We start from the raw sequence: 21,414 nt of genomic DNA, 5'->3' as shown, positions 1-21,414 counted from the left end.
GAAGGAGCACACAATGAATCAATACGATTTCCAGGGCCGCAGCGCCATCATCACCGGCGGCGCGCAAGGCTTCGGCTACGCGGTTGCAGAGCGCCTGCTGCAGGGCCGCGCCAAGGTCGTGCTGTGGGACATGGACGAGAAGGCCCTGGCCGAAGCGCGCTCCAAGCTGGAAGCGCTGGGCAACGTCGAGACCATCAAGGTCGACATTTCCAGTGAAGCCGACGTCAAGAAGGCCATTGAAGCCACCGAGAAGGTGACCCAGTCGATCGACATCCTGGTGCACAGCGCCGGCATCGCCGGCCAGAACAATCCGGTGGCCGATTACTCGCCGGAAGAATGGCGCCGCGTGATCGACATCGACCTGAACGGCACCTTCTACGTGAACCAGGTGGTGGTCCAGCGCATGATCGCGCAGAACTACGGCCGCATCGTCAACGTCGCCTCGATCGCCGGCAAGGAAGGCAATCCGACCGCCTCGGCCTACAGCGCCGCCAAGGCCGGCCTGATCGCCCTGACCAAGAGCCTGGGCAAGGAAACCGCGACCAAGAACATCGCCGTCAATGCGATCACCCCGGCCGCCGCGCAAACCCGCATCCTGGAGCAGTGCACCCAGGCGCACATCGACTACATGCTGTCGAAGATCCCGCGCGCGCGTTTCCTGAAGGTGGAAGAGCTGGCCGCGATGGTGGCCTGGCTGGTGTCGGAAGAAAACTCCTTCACCACCGCCTCGGTGTTCGACCTCTCGGGCGGCCGCGCGACCTACTGATCACGCGATCCGGCAACGCCGGCCGGCCGCACGGGGACACGCCGCGGCCAGGCAAGCAGCGCAATAACAAGTATTAGAAAGCAGCATCCGGCGGACGGAGTCCTTCCGTCCGCCACCCCCTAAAAACATAACAACATCGGTTCCTCCGCGAACATCGCGGCGGTGGACTTTTGCGCCTTCCGGTTTTAACAAGACCTTTCAAGGAGAGACATACCATGGCAGCAGTACCCTACCCGGCCACCGCGTCGGAACTACAAGAATCCAGCCTGTACCGCAGGATCACATTGCGCTTCGTGCCGCTGCTGATGATCTGCTTCGTGTTCGCTTACCTCGACCGCGTCAACATCAGCTTCGCCAAACTGCAGATGCAGACCGACCTCGGCTTCTCCGACGCGGTCTACGGCCTGGGCGCCAGCATCTTCTTCGTCGGCTACTTCCTGTTCGAGGTGCCGAGCAACATGATCCTGCACCGCGTCGGCCCCAAGCGCTGGATCGCGCGCATCATGGTCACCTGGGGCATCGCCTCGGCGGCGATGATGTTCGTCAGCAATGAGGCCAGCTTCTATGTGCTGCGCTTCCTGATCGGTCTCTTGGAAGCCGGCTTCGTGCCGGGCGCGCTGTACTTCTTCACCAACTGGTTCCCTTCGGTGCGCCGCGGCCGCATCAACTCGCTGTTCATGGCGGCCATCGCCGTGTGCGGCATCATCGGCGGCCCGCTCTCCGGCGGCATCATGAAGTGGACCCACGGCATGGCCGGCATGCATGGCTGGCAGTGGCTGTTCGTGCTGGAAGGCATCCCCTCGATCCTGCTGGGCGTGGTGTGCTTCCTGGTGATCGACGACAAGATCGAAGATGCCCGCTGGCTCAAGCCTGAAGAAAAGAAGCTGCTGATCGACCGCCTCGCTGCCGAGCCCAAGAGCGAAGCCGTGCATTCCTTCGGCGCCGCGCTGAAGCAGCCGACCACCATCGTCATGTCCTTGATCTACCTGGTGCTGGCTTCCGGCATCTATGGCCTGGTGTTCTGGATGCCGCAGCTGATCAAGAGCGCCGGCACCGACGACACCTTCATCATCGGCCTGATCTCGATGCTGCCCTACATCTGCGCCGGCCTGGGCATGATCTTCATCGGCCGCAGTTCCGACCGCACCGGCGAACGCCGCTGGCACCTGGCCTGCTGCGCGCTGCTGGGCGGCGTCGGCTACGCCGCCGCGGCCTACTTCGGCAGCAACACGCTGATCCTGGTGATCGCGCTGTCGGCGGCCGCCACCGGCATCATCGCCGGCATCGGCCTGTTCTGGATCCTGCCCCCGCGCGTGCTCTCGGGCGCGGCAGCGGCGGCCGGCATCGCGCTGATCAACTCGGTGGGACAGCTGGGCGGCATCATCACGCCCTACATGGTCGGCAAGATCCGCGACATCACCGGCAGCCCCGCCATCGGCCTGTACGTGGTCGCGCTGGAGTGCGCGGTGGGCGCCGCCCTGCTGCTGTGGGCACTGCCGCGCCGGATCTACTTCCGCGAGCCGGCGCAGAAATGAGGCTTTGCTTCCTGTAGCGCTGCAATGACGAAACCCGCCTGATGGCGGGTTTTGTCTTTGGGACGACGGGAAAGCAGGGAACGTATATCGCCAGCGGGTTGAATCACCTCACCCCCTGTCGTTCCTGCGAAAGCAGGAACCCAGTGCCGTTCGGTGCGCTTCCTCCATCCTCCGTTCGGGCTGAGTAGCCGTGATACGGCGTATCGAAGCCAATGTATTTGCGGTTGAAATTCGACAGGATCAGGACAGGCTTCGATACGCCGCTGCGCGGCTACTCAGCCCGAACGGATTTCTTTGGTGTGCGACGAACGTCGCTGGATCCCCGCTTTCGCGGGGACGACAGGCAGGAGAGCGCTTATATCGCCGGCGGGTGGAATCACCTCACACCCTGTCGTTCCTGCGAAAGGAGGGACCCAGTGCCGTTCGGTGCGCGTCATCCATCTTCCGTTCGGGCTGCGTAGCCGTGAAACGGCGTATCGAAGTCGATGTATTGGCGGTTGAAATTCGACGGGATCAGGACAGGCTTCGATACGCCGCTGCGCGGCTACTCAGCCCGAACGGGGTTCTTTGGTGTGCGACGAACGTCAATGGGTCTCCGCTTTCGCGGGGGACGACAGGCAGGAGAGCGCTTATATCGCCAGCGGGTGGAATCACCTCACACCCTGTCGTTCCTGCGAAAGCAGGAACCCAGTGTCGTTCGGTGCGCGTCATCCATCTTCCGTTCGGGCTGAGTAGCCGTGAAACGGCGTATCGAAGCCGATGTATTTGCGGTTGAAATTCGACGGGATCAGAACAGGCTTCGATACGCCGCTGCGCGGCTACTCAGCCCGAACGGGGTTCTTTAGTGTGCGACGAACGTCAATGGGTCTCCGCTTTCGCGGGGGACGACAGGCAGGAGAGCGCTTATATCGCCAGCGGGTGGAATCACCTCACACCCTGTCGTTCCTGCGAAAGCAGGAACCCGGTGCCGTTCTGGTGTGCGCCAACCGGCACTCAGGCCGCGCAAGCCCAAGCCGGCGTCACCTGCCCCGCCGCGTCGAAACGATACTGCCCCTGCAGCCAACCCCAGCCGAACAAGCTCAGCACGCTGTTGTAGTAGTTGAACTCGCCGTCGCCCGCAGCGCCCGCGGGATGCGCCGCGCGCGACCAGGTCTGCCATTTTTCACGCACCAGCGCCTCTTGCGCGGCCAGCGCGTCCGCCGCGCCGGTGGCCTTCAGCCAGGGCAGCAAGGCGGCGGAAAAACCGATCGGGCCACGCCCTTCCGGCGCGCCGGTGACGGTGTTGATCTTTTCCGGCGGGGCCGCGTAGCTGACCACGGCGCGCGTCATCGGCGCCAGCGCGTTGCGCACGGCAGCCACCAGCGGATCGCCGTCGTTGGTCACGCCGGCCCAGAGATACACGCGGATGGCGTCGTAGCTGCCGAGCACGGAACGCTCGCTGTCGGGCTGGAAGCCCTTGCCTGCGTCATAGATCACCCAGTCCGGCGCGAAGCCCTGCGGCGCCGATTGCGTCGCCAGCCTGGCCGCGCCCTGGACCATCGCCGTCCACGGGCCGGACGGATCGACCGCGGCGAAACGGCGCAGCAGCGGCAAGGGCAGATAGCTGGGATTGAGGCGCCAGCGTTCGCGGCCAGCCTCGAAGCCGACCGGCCCCGGCAACAGCATCGGCCCCAGATCGCCCATCACCCGCACCTCCTGCGCCTTGACCTGGCCCAGCAGCGCCATGCCGGCCTTCAGGTAGTCGGGCATCTGCCACAGGCGGGCCGCCTCCAGCAGCGCATAGGCGAACCAGAGGTCGGCGTCGGACGCGGCGTTGGGATCGATCACGCCGAAGCTGCCGCCCTCGCGCCGGCCCCATTGCCAGGCCGGCAGCTTGTCGGAACCGGCACCGAGGTTGTCGCGGCTCCAGCGCCAGATCGCGGCGAAGCGCGCGCGGTCGTTGGCGGCCAGCGCGAAGAACATGCCGTAGGACTGGCTCTCGGAGGTGCTCTGCTGCTCGGGGACCGAGAAGTCGACAACGCGGCCGTCGGCCTGCACGTGGCGTCGCGCGAACGCATCCCACTGCGGCCAGCCGGCCGGGCAGGCCTGCGCGGCCGCGTCAGCGGCCAGGCCGGGCCAGAGGGTCACGAGCGCCGCAGCGGCGCCCGCTTGCAGCAGGAGCCGCCGTTTGAATGAATAAGGTGTCATCGTCCATCGTCCAGCTGTCCGGCGAAATCGCGCGTGGTCTTCGGCAGGTCGCGGCTGAAGACGGCGGCGCGATCCTCGAAGAAGTAACGGACAAACAGCATGGCCGCGTATTGCCGGTCGCGTCCGGGCGTGAGGTTGAGGTCGCCCAGCACGCCCAGTTGCCAGCGCGGCGCCAGTTGCCTGACCGCGGCCAGCTGCACATGCGCGTAGATGCCGCTGTCGCTGCTGCCAGCATAACCGCAATTGACCGCGGACGCCGCCACCGAACGGAACGGCACGGGCAGGCAGGAAGCGGCGGACTCCGCGGCGCTGTTCCAGCCCAGCTCCAGGTTGCCCGAGAGCTGCGACTGCCGACCCTCCGGCGTCATGAACTGCGAGGCGATGCCGGCGCTGACCGAACGCTGCGGGCTGTAGTAGCCGCCCAGGCCCCAGCCGTACTGGTTCTGGTTATTGTCGTAGCGCAGGTAATGCAGCGCCGGGCCGAGGTTGAAGTAATCGAAGCCGGCCAGCCTGAGGTCGTAACCCAGACCGAGGTCCAATGCCAGCGCGCTGTTGCCTTGCACGTTGTGGCCGCCGAAGGCGGCCAGCTCGGCATTGGCCGCGGCGCTCCAGCGCGGCGCCAGTTGCGCCAGCGTCCTGGCGCCCAGCGCGTTGCGCCGCACGTCGCCCCACCATTGCCCGGTGCCGGGCAAGGCCATGCCGCGCCAGGAGAGCAGCGAGTCGCGCACCGGATTGCTGCCGGCATACACCGACCAGTTGCCCCACTGCGCCTGCTGTCCGATCGCGGCCTGCCCGTGCAGCTCGGTTCCGCCGGCGCCGCCATCGGTGACGCCGGCGGCCGCCTGCCAGGCCAGGCGACCGGCATCGGTCAGCCAGACGCTGTCTTGCGCGCCGAACCACAGCTCGCGCACGTTGACGAAACCGGACTGCGTCGCCGCGGCCGGCACGCCCAGCGCGCGCGCCACGCCGTCGGGCGAGGCCTGCCCGGCATCCAGGCGCAGGCCGCGCAAGCGCAGGTCGTATTGGCGGGCGCCATCGGCGCCGCCGAACCATTGTGCGCGCAGCGCGGGCGCGGTGGTTTCCAGATGGCCCTGGCCGTCCGCGCCGGCGTGGTTGGAGTAGCTCACGCCGGCCGTGACCGAGGCCGCGCGCACGCCTTGCAGATTGTCCGGCAAGTAGGCCTGTACGCCCTCGCGCAGCTGCATCGCATCCGCCTCGGGCTGGGCCGCGATGTCGTCCTCGGTGCGTTGGCGCAGGCTGTCGGCTTCGACGAATTGCTTGCGGTAATAGAGCTGCTGGCTCTGCAGCGCAGAGACATAAACCGACAACGGCGCCTGCCGCGCCTCCGGCGTGGCGGCCAGCAGCGCCAGGCGGCCGCGCGCGTTCTCGGCCAGCGCCCAACCCTCGGCCATGCGCGGATCGCGCGCGGCGCGGTATTCGGAAGAAAAGATCTGCGCCGCCGCCTCATAGCGTTCGCCGCCATACAGGTTCCAGCCACGCAGGGAGGCAGTCTGGCGCTTGCTCGCCCCCAGCCGCTCGGCCTCGTCCAATGCGGCCAGGCTGGCGGCGTAATCCTTGTTCTGGTTGTAACGGTCGGCGCGCAGCAATTGCAGGCGCGCGCGTTGCGCCTTGGCGCGCGGGTCGGCCGCCAGCGCCGGCTCGGCCAGCAGCCTGTCGGCGCCGGCGATGTCGCCGGCCTGCAGGCGGATCTGCAGCAAGCCGAGCTGCGCATCCACGTTGCCCGGCTGCCATTGGCGCGCGCGGTTGAACCACACCGCGCCCTCGGCCAGGTCGTTGTGGGCCAGCATGATCCAGCCGGCCAGCGTGGCCGCCGGCGCATCCAGGTAGCCGCGGATGGCGTCCGACAAGACCGGCACCAGCATCAGGGCGTCGGCGCCGGCCGGGTCGAGCGCTGCCACGCGGGTGAGCTGGCGGTCGTAGAGCAGGCGCTGGAATTTGGCCTCGCTCTCGTCGTCGCGCCGGCCGCCCGCTTCGGCCGCCAGCAGTTGCGCCAGCATCTCGCTGTCGGCGCCCAGCGCCTGCTGCGCCATGTAGAGCGTGGCGATGCGGTTGGCCGCCGGGCTGCAATCGGGGAAGACGGAACGGTAAAGCGCGAAGGCGGCGTCCTTGCGGCCAGCGCGCGCGAAGATCTCGGCGGCGCCCCACAGGCGGTCGATGCGCGCGCAGGAGAAATCCTGCGGATGCGCCGCGACCAGCGCCTGCAGCTGCGATGCGCTCAGCGGGCCGACCGGGCCGGTCCTGGCATAGGCGAACAGGCGCTCGATCTCGCCCTCTTTCTGCAGCCGCGCACGTTCCGCCGGCAAGCTCGCCGGCGCCGTCCAGGCGGGATGGGCCGCGCGCGCGCGTGCCAGCTGGCGGTCGAAGCCGGCCAGATCGCGGCGCTTCAACAAGTCCCACAAGGGGCGTTCATCGACGCTGCTCTCGGATGACGATGGGGACGCTCCGCCGATTGGGGGCGGCGGCAGCAGGGCCTGCTGCTCGCGCCGGCGCGTCTCGGCCAGGTCGCGCCGGGTCTGCTCGGCGCGCAGCTTCAACTCCTGCTGCACGCTGCGGGCGGCGCGCGTGCCCTCGCCTTGCGTGACCTTGGCCTCGCCCTGCCCGCGCGTGGCGTCGAGCTGCTGCGCCTGGCGCTGCACATTGCTCACGTTGCTCTGCTGCTGCGCCAGCGCGTGCTGCCACGGCAGGCCGGCGGCGGCCATGCCGAGCAGCCAGACGGGATGCTTGATCAGCTTCATGCGCCGCCCGTTCAGATGTCGACGTTGCGCTTGCCCTGGCGGCGGCGCAGGTGCGCGCGCAGCTGGCGCCAGCACAGCCATGCCAGCACCAGCAGCGCCAGCATCACCACGCCGTACCAGGTCCAGGGGTACTTGGAGGCAATGTAGCCCAGGTACTCGGCCTTGCCGATCGATCCCTCGTCATAGGTGGCGCCGATGCGCTGGGTGGCCACCTCGGGCTTGCCCAGCGACAGCAGCGAGACGTCGCCGGCCAGGTTGTTCCACCAGGCCGGCGCTACCAGCTGCGCCATGCCCTGTTGCAGCTGTTCCGGCGTGGCCGCGGCGAACACGGTGGCGGTCTTGTCGTCCAGCGCCCTGGAACGGAACTGCATCACCAGCAGCTGCTGGTTCAACTTGGCGTCGCCCGAGACGCTGGTATTGAGATAGCTGGAATCCGCGCTGCTGCGGTTGGCGCCGGCGATGGTCTGGAACTGCTGGCGGAACCAGTTGGACTCGGTGCTCGGCACGGCAATCGGGATCGAGGCGCCGGCGAAGCTCAGGTTCTGCTCCAGCGTCCATGGCGCGTCCTTGAGCAGCTCGGGCGGCAGGCTGCCGACCGCGCCCACCACCAGCGCGTGGCGGTTCACCGTCGGCTTGCCGAAGGTGACCTGGGCCGCGCCCAGCGGCACCGTCTGCTTTTGCGCGACCTTGGCCAGCAAGGTCCAGGCGGCGCCGATGGTGGCGCTGTCGCGGCCGGCCACGACCATCGCCAGGCGGCTGCCGTCGCTCTGCGTCACGTAGGGGAAGGCGCTACTGGAGAAGCGCGAGAGGTCCGGCAACTGGGCGAAGCGGTAGATATAAGGCACCTTCACCGTCGAGTCGTCGAACAGGCTCATGTTGAGCGGGCCGGTCTGGTCGCACTGGCGGTTGGGCATGATGATCGGACGGAACGACAGCACGTTGTTGCCCGGCTTGAAATTGCGCAGCGGCAGCACCAGCCGGTAGTTGTCGTAGAAGCCGCCCTGGCGGTCCTCCACCGAGATGGTGCGCTGGAACACGTCGTTGAGGTACAGGTTGAGGACGATGCTGGAGTTCACCATCGCGCCTTGCGAGAAGTTCAGGCGGAACTCCGCCTGGCTGTCTTCCTGCGCGTAGACGTCAGGCGGCAGGTTCAGGTTGATCTCGGCCGGCGCCACCGAGGTGATCGGCGAGGTGCTGAAACCGAGCTGCTTGAAACTGTAGATGCCCTGGGTCGAGACGTTCGATTGCGGCAGGTAATTGGGCAGCTCCGGCGGCGTGAAATCGGCGATGTTCCATTGCGCCTGCTGCGGGAACTCCAGGTGCTGCCAGGCAAACACCTCGGCCGCGCGGCGCACCTCGCGCTGGTCCTTGCCGGAGACGATCAGCAGCACGTGCTGGCCGTCCGGCATCGGGTAGACGCCCAGGAAGCTGCCCTTGATCTGCGCCGCCACCTTGGGATCGAGGAAGGGCTTCAATTCATCCAGCGTCCCCACCAGGACGTTGTCGGCATTGGCCAGGCCGGCCAGCTGCAGGCCGGGCACCGGACCCGCGCCGCTGCCCGCCTGCGCATCCACCTGGGCGATGGCCGGCAGCGTGTAGCGCAGCTTGAGACCGATGCCCTGGGCCACCATGCCGCCGGCCGACAGCGCGTCGTCCGAGCCAGGGTGCGCGGCGGTGACGATGTTGAACTTCTGCGGCGCGTGCTGCTTGGGATCGAACAGGTCGTTCAGGTCCGCCAGCAGCGGCGCGACCGTCCGCAGTTCGGACTGCAGGCGCAGCGTCGACTGGGTGGTGTCGATCTCGGTCCACAGCTCGGGCGCGTTGGGATCTTCGCACTGGGTGTCCTGGCTGTGCTGCGCCACGCGGAAGATCAGCTGGTTGTAGCCCGGCTTGAGCAGCTCCACCGGGAGGCGGATGTCGGCCGTGATTTCCGGCTGGCGCGCGGACAGCTGCAGTTGGGCGATGCTGTGCCCGTTCAGGCGCACCACCAGTTGCGAACGGCTGTTCAGGGCGATCGAGTTGGTCGAGACCAGGTGCAGCGCCGCCGACTTGATGTTCTCCCGGCGCGCAATGGGAATGCTCAGCTGCGCCGCGCCATCCAGGCGGGTCAGGCGCAGCGGCCCCGGACGGCCGCCCAGGTCGGCCAGGCGAATTTCGCGGGACTGGCCGACGGCCGGGGCTGCCGCCGCGCTACTCGGGGCCGCGGCCTGCTGCGCCTGCGCCGGCAGTTGCAGGCCGGCGATCAGCAGCGCGACAAGGAAGGAAAAGCGCCGGGTCAGGCTCTTGGACGAAGTCATGGTTGGCTCCGGGTTCACTGGATGAGATAACGATAGAAACGCTTCAGCCGGTAAGGCAGCAAAGCGACGAAACGGGTGGCCAGCACCGGCGCGATCGCGCGCCGGTACAGGTAGGCCGCCAGGCCCTTGCAGAACAGGTAGTACTGGTGACTGGCGTGCACCGTGCCCAGGCGGACCAGCAGCGCGATGCCGCCGAGGATGCCCAGGCGCTGGTTGCGGCTGGCGCGGTAGGCGGTCCAGCGTTCGCTGTCGCCCGAGGACAGCGAAACCGTCTCGGACAAACCGGCCACGCTGGTGTCGGTGAAGCGCACGCCGACGGTCAGCCGGGTCTTGTCGGGCGAGGTGTGGCTGCTGCGCACTTCGATGGGCAGCAGGCTCTCGTGGCCCATCGCCCTGTTGTAGATGCGCAGGTGGTTCATCCTCGGCGGGTCCGACTGCACTGCCGCGATGTCGAACTGCAATTGCGCGCCGCCGGCCGAGATGTCGATCACGCGGCACGGCAGCGGCTCATGCCAGACCGCCTCGGCGGCGACCTTGACCGCGCCGTCCAGCTGCATGGTCGCGCCCTCCCCGATGGCCTGCGCCAGCGCCTTCGGCGTGGCCGGGGAGACGGTGATTTCCATGGCCTCGGCGAACAGGTTCACCGGCACCCGCGGCGAGGCACGCCGCTGCTTGCGCTCGTACAGCACGCCAATGCAGGCGTTGAGGATGATCAGGTTCAACAGGTCCCAGCCCAGCGCCGAGATGATCACATCCTGGTGCTCATGGGCGTGGAACAGCTTCCACAAGCCGACCAGCATGGTCAGCACCACCGCCGCGTAGACGAAGTAGAACGGGCCGGCCAGTTGGGACACCGTGTCGTGCTCCAGGTGCTCGCCCTTGGGCGTGACGTTGAAGCTGGGCGCACGCGGGTTGCGGATCACCATGAAGATGGCCTGCAGCGAGAACAGCGACTGCAGCATTTCATAGAGCTCGGAAATCAGGGTCCAGCGATAGCGGCCGAACAGGTAGTCCGAGGTCAGGATGGCGCCGACCATGGCCGGCAGCCCGTAGGCGAAGAACTCGGCGATGCTGGCGTTGTAGAAACGCAGGCCCAGCACCAGGTAGGCCATCGGCGCCAGCAGCAGCATCACGCGCGCGTAGCTGAAGAACCAGTAGAAGGTGTTGGAGAAGTAGCACAGCTTCTGCGGGATGCTGAGTCCCTTCATGGCGAACACATTGCGCAGCAGGAACAGCTGCACCATGCCCTGCGCCCAGCGCAGGCGCTGCACGATGAAGCTGGAGAAGGTCTCGGGCTGCAGGCCCGAGATCAGCGGCTCGTTGAGGTAGGCGCTGCGGTAGCCCTTGGCGTGCAGCTTCATGGCGGTCTCGGCGTCCTCGGTGATGGAGACCCCGCCGATGCCGCCGACCTCGTCCAGGTGCGAGCGCCGGATCACCGCGGCCGAGCCGCAGAAGTAGGCGCCGTCCCAGAAGTCCAGCCCGCGCTGGATCACGGCGTAGAACATCTCGTTCTCGGGCGGCATGCGGCCGAACATGTCGAGGTTCTTTTCCACCGGATCCGGGTTGATGAAGAAGTGCGGCGTCTGCACCAGGTAAAGCTTGTCGTCCTGCTGGAAGAAGCCCACGGTCTTCTCCAGGAAATCGACGGTGGGTACGTGGTCGGCGTCGAGGATCAGCACCAGGTCGCCGGAGCAATGCGCCAGCGCCTCGTTGACGTTGCCGGCCTTGGCGTTCTGGTTCTTTTCGCGCGTGATGTAATGGCCGCCGTGGCGCGCCGCCAGCGCCTGCAATTCGACGTGCCGCTGCTGCGCCTCGGCCGCCTTGGCCGGCGAGGCCTGGGTACGCTTTTGCACGGTGCCGCCGTCGTCGAGCAGGTAGACGCGCAGGTGGCTGGCCGGGTAGCGCATGTCCAGCGCGGCGCGCAGCGTGACCTCCAGCAGTTCGGTGGGTTCGTTGTAGGTGGGGATCAGCACATCCACCGTGGGCAGCTTGCCGGGCGTGAAGTCGAGCGGCACGGAGTCGCGCTTGAGCGGGTGGATATTGACGAAGAAGCTCAGCAGCGCGATCGATACGCCATACACCTCGGCGATGTACAGCGCCAGCATGAAGAGGAAATCGAAGAAGTTGTCGTAGGCCAGGGTATTGAAGGTGCGCCACCACAGGTAGCGCAGCAACAGGAAACTGGAGACCAGCAGGAAGAACACGCGGAAGCGCCGCACGTAGCCCAGCGAGCGCATCAGCAGCATCAGGCCGACGGCGCCGCCGGCCATGACGTATTGCGCGGCCAGGTCGACCCGCGCCGAGATCGCCGCCAGCAGCACCAGCATGACCGCGCCCCACAGCGCCAGCATGCCGGCCCGGGATGCCAGGCGCCCGCCGCGCGCTGCTGCGCCGGCGGGTGGCGACGATGTCGAAGGCTGGGATGGTGCGCGCTCCGGTGTGGCCATGGTTGCCTGTTCTTGTTTCTTGTCAGGAGTTTTTTCCCGATGCATTGCGCCAGGATAACTTTTCAGCGATTCCTAAAGCTATCCAATAAATGACAGGAATTCAAGTCTCATCGGTTGGAATAGCACCTGCGGGAGATTGGCAAAAATACAAAATCCCGCACAGCCCGATTTTGCCGGCCGGCATGCCGTCCTTCCATCGGGGATTTCCTGAAGGGGATAAAAAAATGCCGGGCGCGTTGCGGCGCCCGGCATCCATGGATGAGCTTGCCCGCGGGCTCAGCGCTGCAGCGCCGGCCGCGCCGGAGTGATGTCCACCACGGCGGCTGTCGCCAGGGCCGCCGCCGGGGCCTGGTCGCTCCACGCGGCCTGGTCGCGCCCGGCCAGGCGGAACTGGCTGACCACCTCGGACAGGCGCGCGGCCTGCTCCTGCATCGCCTCGGCCGCAGCCGCGGCCTGTTCGACCAGGGCGGCGTTCTGTTGCGTGGTCTGGTCCATCTCGGTGATGGCCAGGTTGACCTGGCTGATACCGTCGCTCTGCTCGCCGCTGGCGGCGGTGATCTCACCCACGATATCGGCCACGTGGCGCACGCTGGCCACCACTTCCTGCATGGTGGCGCCGGCGCGGCCCACCAGCTCGCTGCCGGTGCCGACCTTGGCCACCGAGTCGTCGATCAGGCCCTTGATCTCCTTGGCGGCAGAGGCCGAGCGCTGGGCCAGGGAGCGCACTTCGGACGCCACCACGGCAAAGCCGCGGCCCTGCTCACCGGCGCGCGCGGCTTCCACCGCCGCGTTCAAGGCCAGGATGTTGGTCTGGAAGGCGATGCCGTCGATCACGCTGATGATGTCGACGATCTTGCGCGAGGACTCGTTGATCGATCCCATGGTGGTCACCACCTGCGACACCACCTCGCCCCCCTGCTGCGCCACCGACGAGGCCGACGCGGCCAGCTGGTTGGCCTGGCGCGCGTTGTCGGCGTTCTGGTGCACGGTGGAGGTCAGCTCCTCCATGGCCGATGCGGTCTCCTCCAGCGAGCCGGCCTGCCGTTCGGTGCGGGCCGAGAGGTCGAGGTTGCCGCCGGCGATTTCACGCGAAGCGGTGGCGATGGCGTCGGTGCCGCTGCGCACCTGCCCCACGATGCCGGCCAGGTTGGCGGTCATGGCTTGCAGCGCGTGCAGCAGCTTGCCGGTTTCGTCGCGGCGCGCGGCCTGCGCGGCGTCGATGCGCACGGTCAGGTCGCCGTCGGCCACCGATTCGGCCACGCTCACCGCGCGTTCCAGCGGACGCGTGATGCTCACCGCCAGGCGCCAGGCGAACAAGCAGCCCAGCGCCACCAGCAAGGCCGCCAGCGCCAGCATCAGGTTGCGGCTTTGCTCATAGATTCCCTGGATCTCGCCGGCGATGCCGTCGATGCCGGCGCGCTGCACGTTGAGCAGCTGCTGCAGCAGGTCGAGGTAGCCCTTGGCGGCGACGTCATAGGGGCCGGCCAGGATCTTCGCCGCCTCCCCGGTCTGGCCTTCGGCCTTGGCCTTGGAGATGGCGTCGCGGTATTTGATGTAGTCCTTGCGCACCGCGGAGAGCTTGGTGAAGACCTCTTTCTCGCTGTCCGAGCTCAGCAGCGCCTCGATGGCCTTCTGCTGCTCGGTGGACTGGCGCGTGGCGGTCGCCGCGTCGTCGGCGAAGAACGCCGCCAGGCTGGGATCCGAGCTCTTGGCGATGGCCGTGGTGCGGCGCACGCTGGTGTGGATGGTGCGGTACCAGTCCGACACCAGGCGCTCCTTCAGCAGCGGTTTTTCCATCATCGATTCGGTAGCCATGGCGATGCCGTGCAGGCGCCAGATGGACAGTGCAACCACTACGCTGGCGGCGATGAGGATGAAGGCGAAGCCCAGCGCCAGGCGCCGGCCAATCTTCATGTTGGCGAAGTAATTCATTTTTTCCCTCTGCGGAAAATTGTTGGTTGGTTCTGGGAGCCAGGAAACTTGCGGGCGGGCGGATCTTGTGGTCGCGCCCCCGTCGTGGACCGGGGGCATTCTGGTTTCCGCCGCGCGGACCGGCGGCCGCGGCCATTCCCGCGCGGTGGTATTGTGGCCAAAAAGGCCGTGGTGCAGATATTCGTATTTCTACCTAGGAATTCTGGCAACATTCCCGGCGGCGCCCGGCCTGGACGCGGCCAATAAAAAAGGATGCCGCGGCATCCTTTTTCCCTTGTCACTTGAACCCCACGAAATCCCCGATGGTCTGGGTCGCCGGGAAATATACCGTGAAGGTGCTGCCATGATCCGGCACCGACTGGATGTCCAGCGTGGCGTGATGGCGCAGCAGCACGTGACGCACGATCGCCAGGCCCAGGCCGGTGCCCTGGGTCTCGCGCGAGCGGCTCTTGTCGACCCGGTAGAAGCGCTCGGTCAGGCGCGAGATGTGCTCAGGGCTGATGCCGATGCCGGTGTCCTGCACCGAGAAATGCGCGCCGCGCTCGTCGCTCTCCCAACGCAGCATGATGCGTCCATCCGCCGGGGTATAGCGCACCGCGTTGGTGACCAGGTTGGTGAAGGCGCTGCGCAGCTCGTCGACGTTGCCCTTGAGGTCCGGCCCGCTCACGGCCAGCGTGATCTCGTGCTTGCCGGCCGAGAGCGCGCGCGCCTCTCCGGCGATGCCTTCCAGCAGCGCCTGCACCCGCACCACCTCGGAACGCAGCGGGTAATCGATCGATTCCAGGCGGGTCAGCGTGAGCATGTCGTCGATCAGGTTCTGCATGCGCTGGCCCTGCTCGGTCATCAGGGTCAGGTGCGCGGTGCGGGTCTGCTCGTCCAGCCTGGGCTGGGCCAGGGCGATCTCCAGGAAACCGTTGATCACCGTCAGCGGCGTGCGCAGCTCGTGCGAGGCATTGGCCACGAAGTCGCGGCGCATCATGTCGATGCGTTCGGATTCGGTGACGTCGTGCGTGACCAGGATCTGGCGGCGGTTCTCGAAGGGGATGATCTGCACGATCAGCTTGCGCTCATGCAGCGCCAGCGTCAGCGGCTGCTCGTAGCGGCCCAGGATGATGTAGTCGATGAAGGCCGGGTTGCGGATCAGGTTGGTCACCCGCATGCCCTTGTCGCGGTCCAGCTTCAAGCCCAGGTGCTGCTGCGCGGCCGGATTGCACCACTCCAGGAACAGCACGTCGTCCATGATCACCACGCCGTCCGGCAGCAGGCTCATGGCCTGGCGGAAGCGCGCCAGCCACTCGGCAAGCTCGGTCTGGTTCTTTTCGTCGTCGCGGCGCATGCGGTACAGGCGGGCATAGACGTCGGTCCATGCGCCCCAGCCGTCGGGCAGGCGCGACTGGCCTGAATCGTCCAGCCAGCTGGAGAGCCGGAACAGGTAATGCAGGTGGGTCACCATCATCGCGCCCACGCCCAGCACGGCGGCCGCCAGGCCCGGCACCAGGCCGAAGAAGAACGCTATGACTCCCGCTCCCGCCAGGCACAGCACCAGGCGCAGGACGGCGGGAATCCAGAACAGCAGTTGTGGACTCATTGAGATCGCAAGAAAAATCGTGGGGAGCGCGCGGCGGGTTGCCGGGCGCAACAGGCCCTATTGTCGCCCAAGAGGCTTATTTGGTCGACAGCATGTAACCGACGCTGCGCACGGTCTTGATGAGGAACTCGGCATCGCGCAGGGCCTTGCGCAGGCGCAGCACGTGCACGTCCACCGTGCGTTCCTCGATCACCACATGGTCGCCCCAGACCCGGTCCAGCAGCTGGCTGCGCGAAAACACGCGATCCGGATGCGCCAGGAAGAACTTCAGCAGCTTGTACTCGGCGTGGCCGATGTCGATCTTGTCGCCCGACAGGGTGACCGAGCAGCTCGCCGGATCGAGCGTGATGGGGCCGGCCGACATGATCTCCTGCGCGTGCTCGGGACTCTTGCGGCGCAGCAGCGCCTTGATGCGCGCGGTCAGCTCGCGCGGGGAAAACGGCTTGGTGATGTAGTCGTCGGCGCCGTTGTCGAGGCCGGCGATCTTGTCCTCTTCCATGCTCTTGGCGGTGAGCATGATGACCGACAGCTGCTGCAGCTGGCGATCGGCGCGGATGCGCGAGAGCAGGTGCAGGCCGCTGCGGTCGGGCAGCATCCAGTCCAGCAGGACCAGCTGCGGCGCGCGATGCTGGACGAAGTCCCAGGCGGCGGCGGCATTGTTGACGACAAAGCTGGACCAGCCGGCTTCCTTGAGCGTGAACGCAATCAGTTCGGCAATCGACGGCTCGTCTTCGACGATCAGGATAGTGGTCATTTATTCAACTTCTTATGAAATTCGCGGGTCTCCCTCCGCCATGCCGGATACCGCGCGTGTCGGCAGCTCGTAGAAGCCGGCCGCCGTCTTGTTTTCCGCGCGGATCCCGTTGCAGCCGGTTCAGTCCTCGTCTTCCTCGACCACCTTGGCCGAGCCGAAGTCGGTATGGCGGATGTCCTTGCCGCCCACCACGTACACCACGTACTCCGCGATGTTCTTGGCATGGTCGCCGATGCGCTCGATCGCCTTGGCAACCCACAGGGTGTCGATGGAGCCGGAGATGGTGCGCGGGTCTTCCATCATGAAAGTGATCAGGCTGCGGGTGATCGAACGGAAGCCGTGGTCGATGCTGGCGTCGGCCTTGATCAGTTCCAGCGCCTGCTTGTCGTCCAGGCGGGCGAAGGCATCCAGCGCGCTGCGCAGCAGGTCGCCGGCTTGCTCGGCGATCAGGCTGACGGTCTCGTAGTGCGACACCAGGCCGATGCCGCGCTTGTGCAGGTGAACCGAGATACGCGCGATCTTGGTGGCCTCGTCGCCCACGCGTTCCAGGTCGGTGATGATCTTGATGGTGGCCATCACGGTGCGCAGGTCGTTGGCGGTCGGCTGGCGGCGCACGATCAGGTGGCTGCAGGCGTCGTCGAGTTCGACTTCAAGGCGGTTCACCGCCTCGTCATCCTTCATCACGCGCTTGGCCACATCCAGGTTGCCGGTGCGGAAAGCCGCAATCGCGTCCTGAAACTGATGTTCCACCATGCCGCCCATGGCGAGCACCTTGGAACGGATTTCTTCCAGATCTTGGTCGTACTGCTTGGAGGAGTGATCGCCGGTCATGTGACGTCCCTAATTAATTGAATTCTGTAAAAATGAATGTCTGAAAACATTGCCCAGACTACGCATCGAGGTGCGGCATGGGCGTCGCGAGCAACCCCGCGGCCTGCAGGAGAAGCGCAGCCGTACTGGAGTACGGCGAGCATCGCAGTGCTGGCCCCGGGGTGCGCAGTAGCCTAGGCCGCGCCTTATCCAAAACGGCCTGTGATGTAGTCTTGGGTTTCCTTGCGCACCGGATTCATGAAGATCTGGTCGGTCTCGCCGAACTCCACCAGCTCGCCCAGGTACATGTAGGCGGTGTAGTCCGAGCAACGGGCCGCCTGCTGCATGTTGTGGGTCACGATGGCGATGGTGTAGTCGTTCTTGAGTTCGCCGATCAGCTCTTCCACCTTGGCCGTCGAGATCGGGTCCAGCGCCGAGGTCGGCTCGTCCAGCAGCAGCACCTCAGGCTTGACCGCCACGCCGCGCGCGATGCACAGGCGCTGTTGCTGGCCGCCGGAGAGCGACAGGCCGCTCTTGTGCAGCTTGTCCTTGACTTCGCCCCACAACGCCGCCTTGTTCAGCGCCCATTCGACGCGCTCGTCCATTTCGCCCTTGGGCAGGTTTTCGTACAGGCGGATGCCGAAGGCGATGTTGTCGTAGACCGACATCGGGAACGGGGTCGGCTTCTGGAACACCATGCCGACCTTGGCGCGCAGCATGTTCAGATCCTGGCCCGGCTCCAGGATGTTGTTGCCGGCGTAGATGATCTTGCCCTCGGCGCGCTGGCCGGGGTACAGGTCGTACATGCGGTTGAAGGTGCGCAGCAGGGTCGACTTGCCGCAACCCGACGGACCGATGAAGGCGGTGACCTTGCCTTCATAGATGTTGAGGTTGATGTTCTTCAGGCCCTGGAAACCGCCGTAGTAGAAATTGAGGTTCGCGATTTCGATCGTGGACTTCTTGGGCGCGGCCGCGTTGGCCGGTGCATTCGGTGCCTGGTTTGCCATTTGAGCAGTAGTCATGTCGGTCACTTGGATAAATTAGCCGGGGATCTGTTGCTTGAACAGGGTACGGGACAGCACGTTGAGCAGCAGCACGCTGAAGGTGATCAGCAGCGCCCCGCCCCATGCCAGCGAGACCCAGTTGTCATACGGGCTCATGGCGAACTGGTTGATCACCACCGGCAGGTTGGCGATCGGACGGTTCATGTTGGTGCTGAAGAACTGGTTGTTCAGCGCGGTGAACAGCAGCGGCGCGGTTTCGCCCGAGATGCGGGCCACCGCCAGCAGCACGCCGGTCACGACGCCGGCCTTGACCGCGCGCAGGCGCACGATCATGGCTACCTTCCAGCGCGGCGCGCCGAGCGCGAAGGCTGCTTCGCGCAGGCCGTTGGGCACCAGCTTCAACATGTTGTCGGTGGTGCGCACCACCACCGGAATGGCGATCAGCGAGATCGCGAAGGTGCCGGCCCAACCGGAGAAGTGGCCGACGTTGGCGACGTAGATCGCGTAGATGAACAGGCCGATCACGATCGAGGGCGCCGACAGCATGATGTCGGTGACGAAGCGGGTCACCTGCGCCAGCTTGCTCTCCTCGCCGTATTCGGCCAGGTAGACGCCGGCCAGGATGCCGATCGGAGTGCTGATCAGGGTGCTCAGGCCAACCATCATCAGGCTGCCGACGATGGGGTTGAGCAGGCCGCCGCCCTCGCCGCCGGGACCCGGGGTGTTTTCGGTCAGCAGGCCCATGTTCAGCGCGGCCACACCCTTGAACACCAGGGTCAGCAGGATCCAGGCCAGCACGAACAGGCCCAGGCCCATCGCCACGAACGAGAACAGCATGCCGAGGCGGTGCTGCAGCAGGCGCTTGCGGTAGACCGGGTTCATGCCTTGCGGCTGTTCGGCCGCGACTGCGTTTTGGGTGGTTTGGCTCATTATTTGGCTCCTTCCTTGCGCGCCATGCCCATGAGCATGATCTTGGCGACAGACAGGACGATGAAGGTGATGACGAACAGGATCAGGCCCAGCGCGAACAGCGAGGAGACGTGCAGCTTGCTGGACGCTTCGGCGATTTCATTGGCCAGCGTGGAGGCGATCGAATTGCCCGCCGCGAACAGCGACCAGGACAGGCGGTGCGAGTTGCCGATCACGAAGGTGACCGCCATGGTTTCGCCCAGCGCGCGGCCGAGGCCCAGCATGACGCCGCCGACCACACCGGTCTTGGTGTACGGCAGCACCACCTTGCGCACCACTTCCCAGCGGGTGCAGCCCAGGCCGTAGGCCGATTCCTTGAGCACCGCGGGCACCACCTCGAAGACATCGCGCATCACCGAGGAGATGAAGGGGATGATCATCACGGCCAGGATCAGGCCGGCCGTCAGGATGCCGATGCCCATGGTCGGGCCGGAGAACAGCACGCCGATGCCGGGGATCTGGCCCAGGGTCGCCTTGAGGAAGGGCTGGCCGTATTCGGAGAACAGCGGCGCGAACACGAACAGGCCCCACATGCCGTAGATGATGGAGGGCACGCCGGCCAGCAGCTCGACACAGGTGCCCAACGGGCGGCGCAGCTTGGCCGGGCAGATCTCGGTGAGGAACAGCGCGATGCCGAAGCTGACCGGGAACGCGATCAGCAGCGCGATGATCGAGGTCGACAGCGTGCCGACGATGGCGATCATGGCGCCGAACTGTTCATTGGTGGGATCCCATTCGACGCGCGTGATGAAGCCCGGGCCGAAGGCCTGGAAGGCCGGCGCCGCGTTGATGAACAGGGAAACGATGATGCCGCCCAGCATCAACAGCACGGACAGTGCGAAGGTGAGCGTCAACTTGTGGAAAAAGAAATCTTGCAGTCGCTGCCTGCGCATGACGGCCATCAACTGCTGGTGCGCGGCTTGCGCACTTTCAGTGTCTGTCGCGGATTTTTTTACTTCGGGATTCGACATAGCCGTGGTGGAGTAATTTGCGCTCATTTGAGTTCACCATTAAAACGGGCCATCGCCGCGAATGCTCTGTCTCTCAGAGTTGCTCGTTTTCGCTTCGATGGCCCGCGTGCTTCGTTGGAGGAAGCCTGCTTCAGCCTTGCTGGGAAAGGCGCCTCAGGACGCCCTCCCAGGATTGCATGGCTTGACGATTACCAGATCGCCTTGCCGCTGCCGTCCTTGACGTTCGCCTTCCAGGAGTCTTCCACCAGCTTGGTGACGGTAGCCGGCAGCGGGACGTAGTCCAGTTCGGCAGCGGACTTGCCGCCGTTCTTGTAGGCCCAGTCGAAGAACTTCAGGACTTCCTTGCCCTTGGCGCCGTCGCCAGCCTGCTCCTTGTGCAGCAGGATGAAGGTGGCGCTGGAGATCGGCCACGAAGCCTTGCCTGCCGCGTCGGTGAAGTCGACGGCGAAGCCCGGGGTCTTGGCCCAGTCGCCGGCGGCGGTAGCGGCCTTGAAGGACTCGTCGTCAGGCGACACGAAAGCGCCGTCCTTGTTCTTCAGTTGGGTGAAGTTCAGCTTGTTCTTCTTCACGTAGGCGTACTCGACGTAGCCGATCGCGCCCTTGACCTTCTGCACGTTGGCGGCGACGCCTTCGTTACCCTTGCCGCCCACGCCGGTCGGCCACTTGACCGCGGTGCCGGCGCCGATCTTGCTCTTGAAGTCGGCGTTGGCCTTGGCCAGGTAGGAGGTGAACACGTAGGAGGTGCCCGAAGCATCCGAACGGTAGACGACGGTGATGTCGTCGGCCGGCAGCTTCACGCCCGGGTTCAGGGCGACGATTTCAGCAGCGTTCCACTTGGTGATCTTGCCGGCGTAGATGTCGCCCAGCACTTGGCCGGACAGCTTCACCTGGCCCGGGGTCACGCCGTCCAGGTTCACGACCGGAACCACGCCGCCGACCACTGCCGGGAATTGGGTCAGGCCGGCTTCGGTCAGTTCTTGCTGGGTCAGGGGAGCGTCGGAAGCGCCGAAGTCGACGGTCTTGGCCTTGATCTGCTTGATGCCGCCGCCCGAGCCGATCGATTGGTAGTTCAGGCTGTTGCCGGTGGCGGTCTTGTACAGCTCGGCCCACTTGGCGTAGACCGGATACGGGAAGGAAGCGCCGGCGCCGGTGATTTCTGCTGCATGAGCCGCGCCGCCGAAGGCGAAAGCGCCGGCCACTGCGACTGCAACAGACTTAATCAGTTGGTTGAAACCCATTTCTGATACTCCTATGTTTTTGAACGGATTGAGCGTCACTGAGACATCACGGTTGGTGGGATGCACTTCTTGGACAGGGCGAACTTTAACGAGCTAATGTGACGAGTTTATGACGGGGCCTTGTCGGTTTGCTTCCGACGGACAATTGCTCGCGCCCACC

At 65.9% G+C, this 21,414-nt stretch carries 14 protein-coding genes; 2 read left to right on the top strand and 12 right to left on the bottom strand.

Going from position 1 to position 21,414, the window contains the following annotated elements:
- The first annotated feature begins 13 nt into the window (after positions 1–13).
- Both Herbaro_RS05320 and Herbaro_RS05315 read left to right on the top strand, forming a co-directional pair.
- On the top strand, positions 14–766 hold the full coding sequence (locus Herbaro_RS05320; protein ID WP_275012792.1) for an SDR family NAD(P)-dependent oxidoreductase: 753 nt from the start codon (positions 14–16) through the stop codon (positions 764–766).
- A gap of 215 nt (positions 767–981) precedes the next feature.
- On the top strand, positions 982–2,301 hold the full coding sequence (locus Herbaro_RS05315) for an MFS transporter (protein ID WP_275012791.1): 1,320 nt from the start codon (positions 982–984) through the stop codon (positions 2,299–2,301).
- A 993-nt stretch (positions 2,302–3,294) separates the two neighbouring features.
- Here the strand turns inward: Herbaro_RS05315 and bcsZ are convergent.
- The 12 genes from bcsZ to pstS form a co-directional block, all read right to left on the bottom strand.
- On the bottom strand, positions 3,295–4,428 hold the full coding sequence (gene bcsZ, locus Herbaro_RS05310) for a cellulose synthase complex periplasmic endoglucanase BcsZ (protein ID WP_275012790.1): 1,134 nt from the start codon (positions 4,426–4,428) through the stop codon (positions 3,295–3,297).
- 56 nt (positions 4,429–4,484) lie between these two features.
- Complete coding sequence (locus Herbaro_RS05305; protein WP_275012789.1) at positions 4,485–7,244, bottom strand: cellulose synthase subunit BcsC-related outer membrane protein; 2,760 nt, start codon at positions 7,242–7,244, stop codon at positions 4,485–4,487.
- Positions 7,245–7,255: 11 nt separating this feature from the next.
- Positions 7,256–9,541: a cellulose biosynthesis cyclic di-GMP-binding regulatory protein BcsB gene (locus Herbaro_RS05300; RefSeq protein WP_275012788.1), complete on the bottom strand. Its 2,286-nt coding sequence runs from the start codon at positions 9,539–9,541 to the stop codon at positions 7,256–7,258.
- 14 nt (positions 9,542–9,555) lie between these two features.
- The gene (gene bcsA, locus Herbaro_RS05295; protein WP_275012787.1) at positions 9,556–11,988 is read right to left on the bottom strand and encodes a UDP-forming cellulose synthase catalytic subunit; all 2,433 of its coding nucleotides are present in this window, start codon (positions 11,986–11,988) and stop codon (positions 9,556–9,558) included.
- 276 nt (positions 11,989–12,264) lie between these two features.
- The gene (locus Herbaro_RS05290; RefSeq protein ID WP_275012786.1) at positions 12,265–13,920 is read right to left on the bottom strand and encodes a methyl-accepting chemotaxis protein; all 1,656 of its coding nucleotides are present in this window, start codon (positions 13,918–13,920) and stop codon (positions 12,265–12,267) included.
- A gap of 277 nt (positions 13,921–14,197) precedes the next feature.
- The gene (gene phoR / locus Herbaro_RS05285; protein WP_275012785.1) at positions 14,198–15,508 is read right to left on the bottom strand and encodes a phosphate regulon sensor histidine kinase PhoR; all 1,311 of its coding nucleotides are present in this window, start codon (positions 15,506–15,508) and stop codon (positions 14,198–14,200) included.
- Positions 15,509–15,584: 76 nt separating this feature from the next.
- Positions 15,585–16,262 carry a response regulator gene (locus tag Herbaro_RS05280; protein ID WP_275012784.1) on the bottom strand — a complete coding sequence of 226 codons (678 nt, stop codon included), beginning with the start codon at positions 16,260–16,262 and terminating at the stop codon, positions 15,585–15,587.
- A 120-nt stretch (positions 16,263–16,382) separates the two neighbouring features.
- Entirely contained in the window at positions 16,383–17,093 is a 711-nt protein-coding gene (gene phoU, locus Herbaro_RS05275; RefSeq protein WP_275012783.1) for a phosphate signaling complex protein PhoU, read from the bottom strand.
- 185 nt (positions 17,094–17,278) lie between these two features.
- Complete coding sequence (gene pstB / locus Herbaro_RS05270) at positions 17,279–18,079, bottom strand: phosphate ABC transporter ATP-binding protein PstB (protein WP_275013964.1); 801 nt, start codon at positions 18,077–18,079, stop codon at positions 17,279–17,281.
- Positions 18,080–18,112: 33 nt separating this feature from the next.
- The gene (gene pstA, locus Herbaro_RS05265; protein WP_275012782.1) at positions 18,113–19,006 is read right to left on the bottom strand and encodes a phosphate ABC transporter permease PstA; all 894 of its coding nucleotides are present in this window, start codon (positions 19,004–19,006) and stop codon (positions 18,113–18,115) included.
- Complete coding sequence (gene pstC, locus Herbaro_RS05260) at positions 19,006–20,016, bottom strand: phosphate ABC transporter permease subunit PstC (protein WP_275013963.1); 1,011 nt, start codon at positions 20,014–20,016, stop codon at positions 19,006–19,008. The genes pstA and pstC overlap by 1 nt, the downstream gene beginning before the upstream one ends.
- A 188-nt stretch (positions 20,017–20,204) precedes the next feature.
- On the bottom strand, positions 20,205–21,254 hold the full coding sequence (pstS, locus tag Herbaro_RS05255) for a phosphate ABC transporter substrate-binding protein PstS (RefSeq protein WP_275012781.1): 1,050 nt from the start codon (positions 21,252–21,254) through the stop codon (positions 20,205–20,207).
- Between the last annotated feature and the right edge of the window lie 160 nt (positions 21,255–21,414).

The organism is Herbaspirillum sp. WKF16, from assembly GCF_028993615.1.
Lineage (GTDB): Bacteria > Pseudomonadota > Gammaproteobacteria > Burkholderiales > Burkholderiaceae_D > Herbaspirillum.
This window is presented reverse-complemented; position numbering and strand designations above follow the sequence as displayed.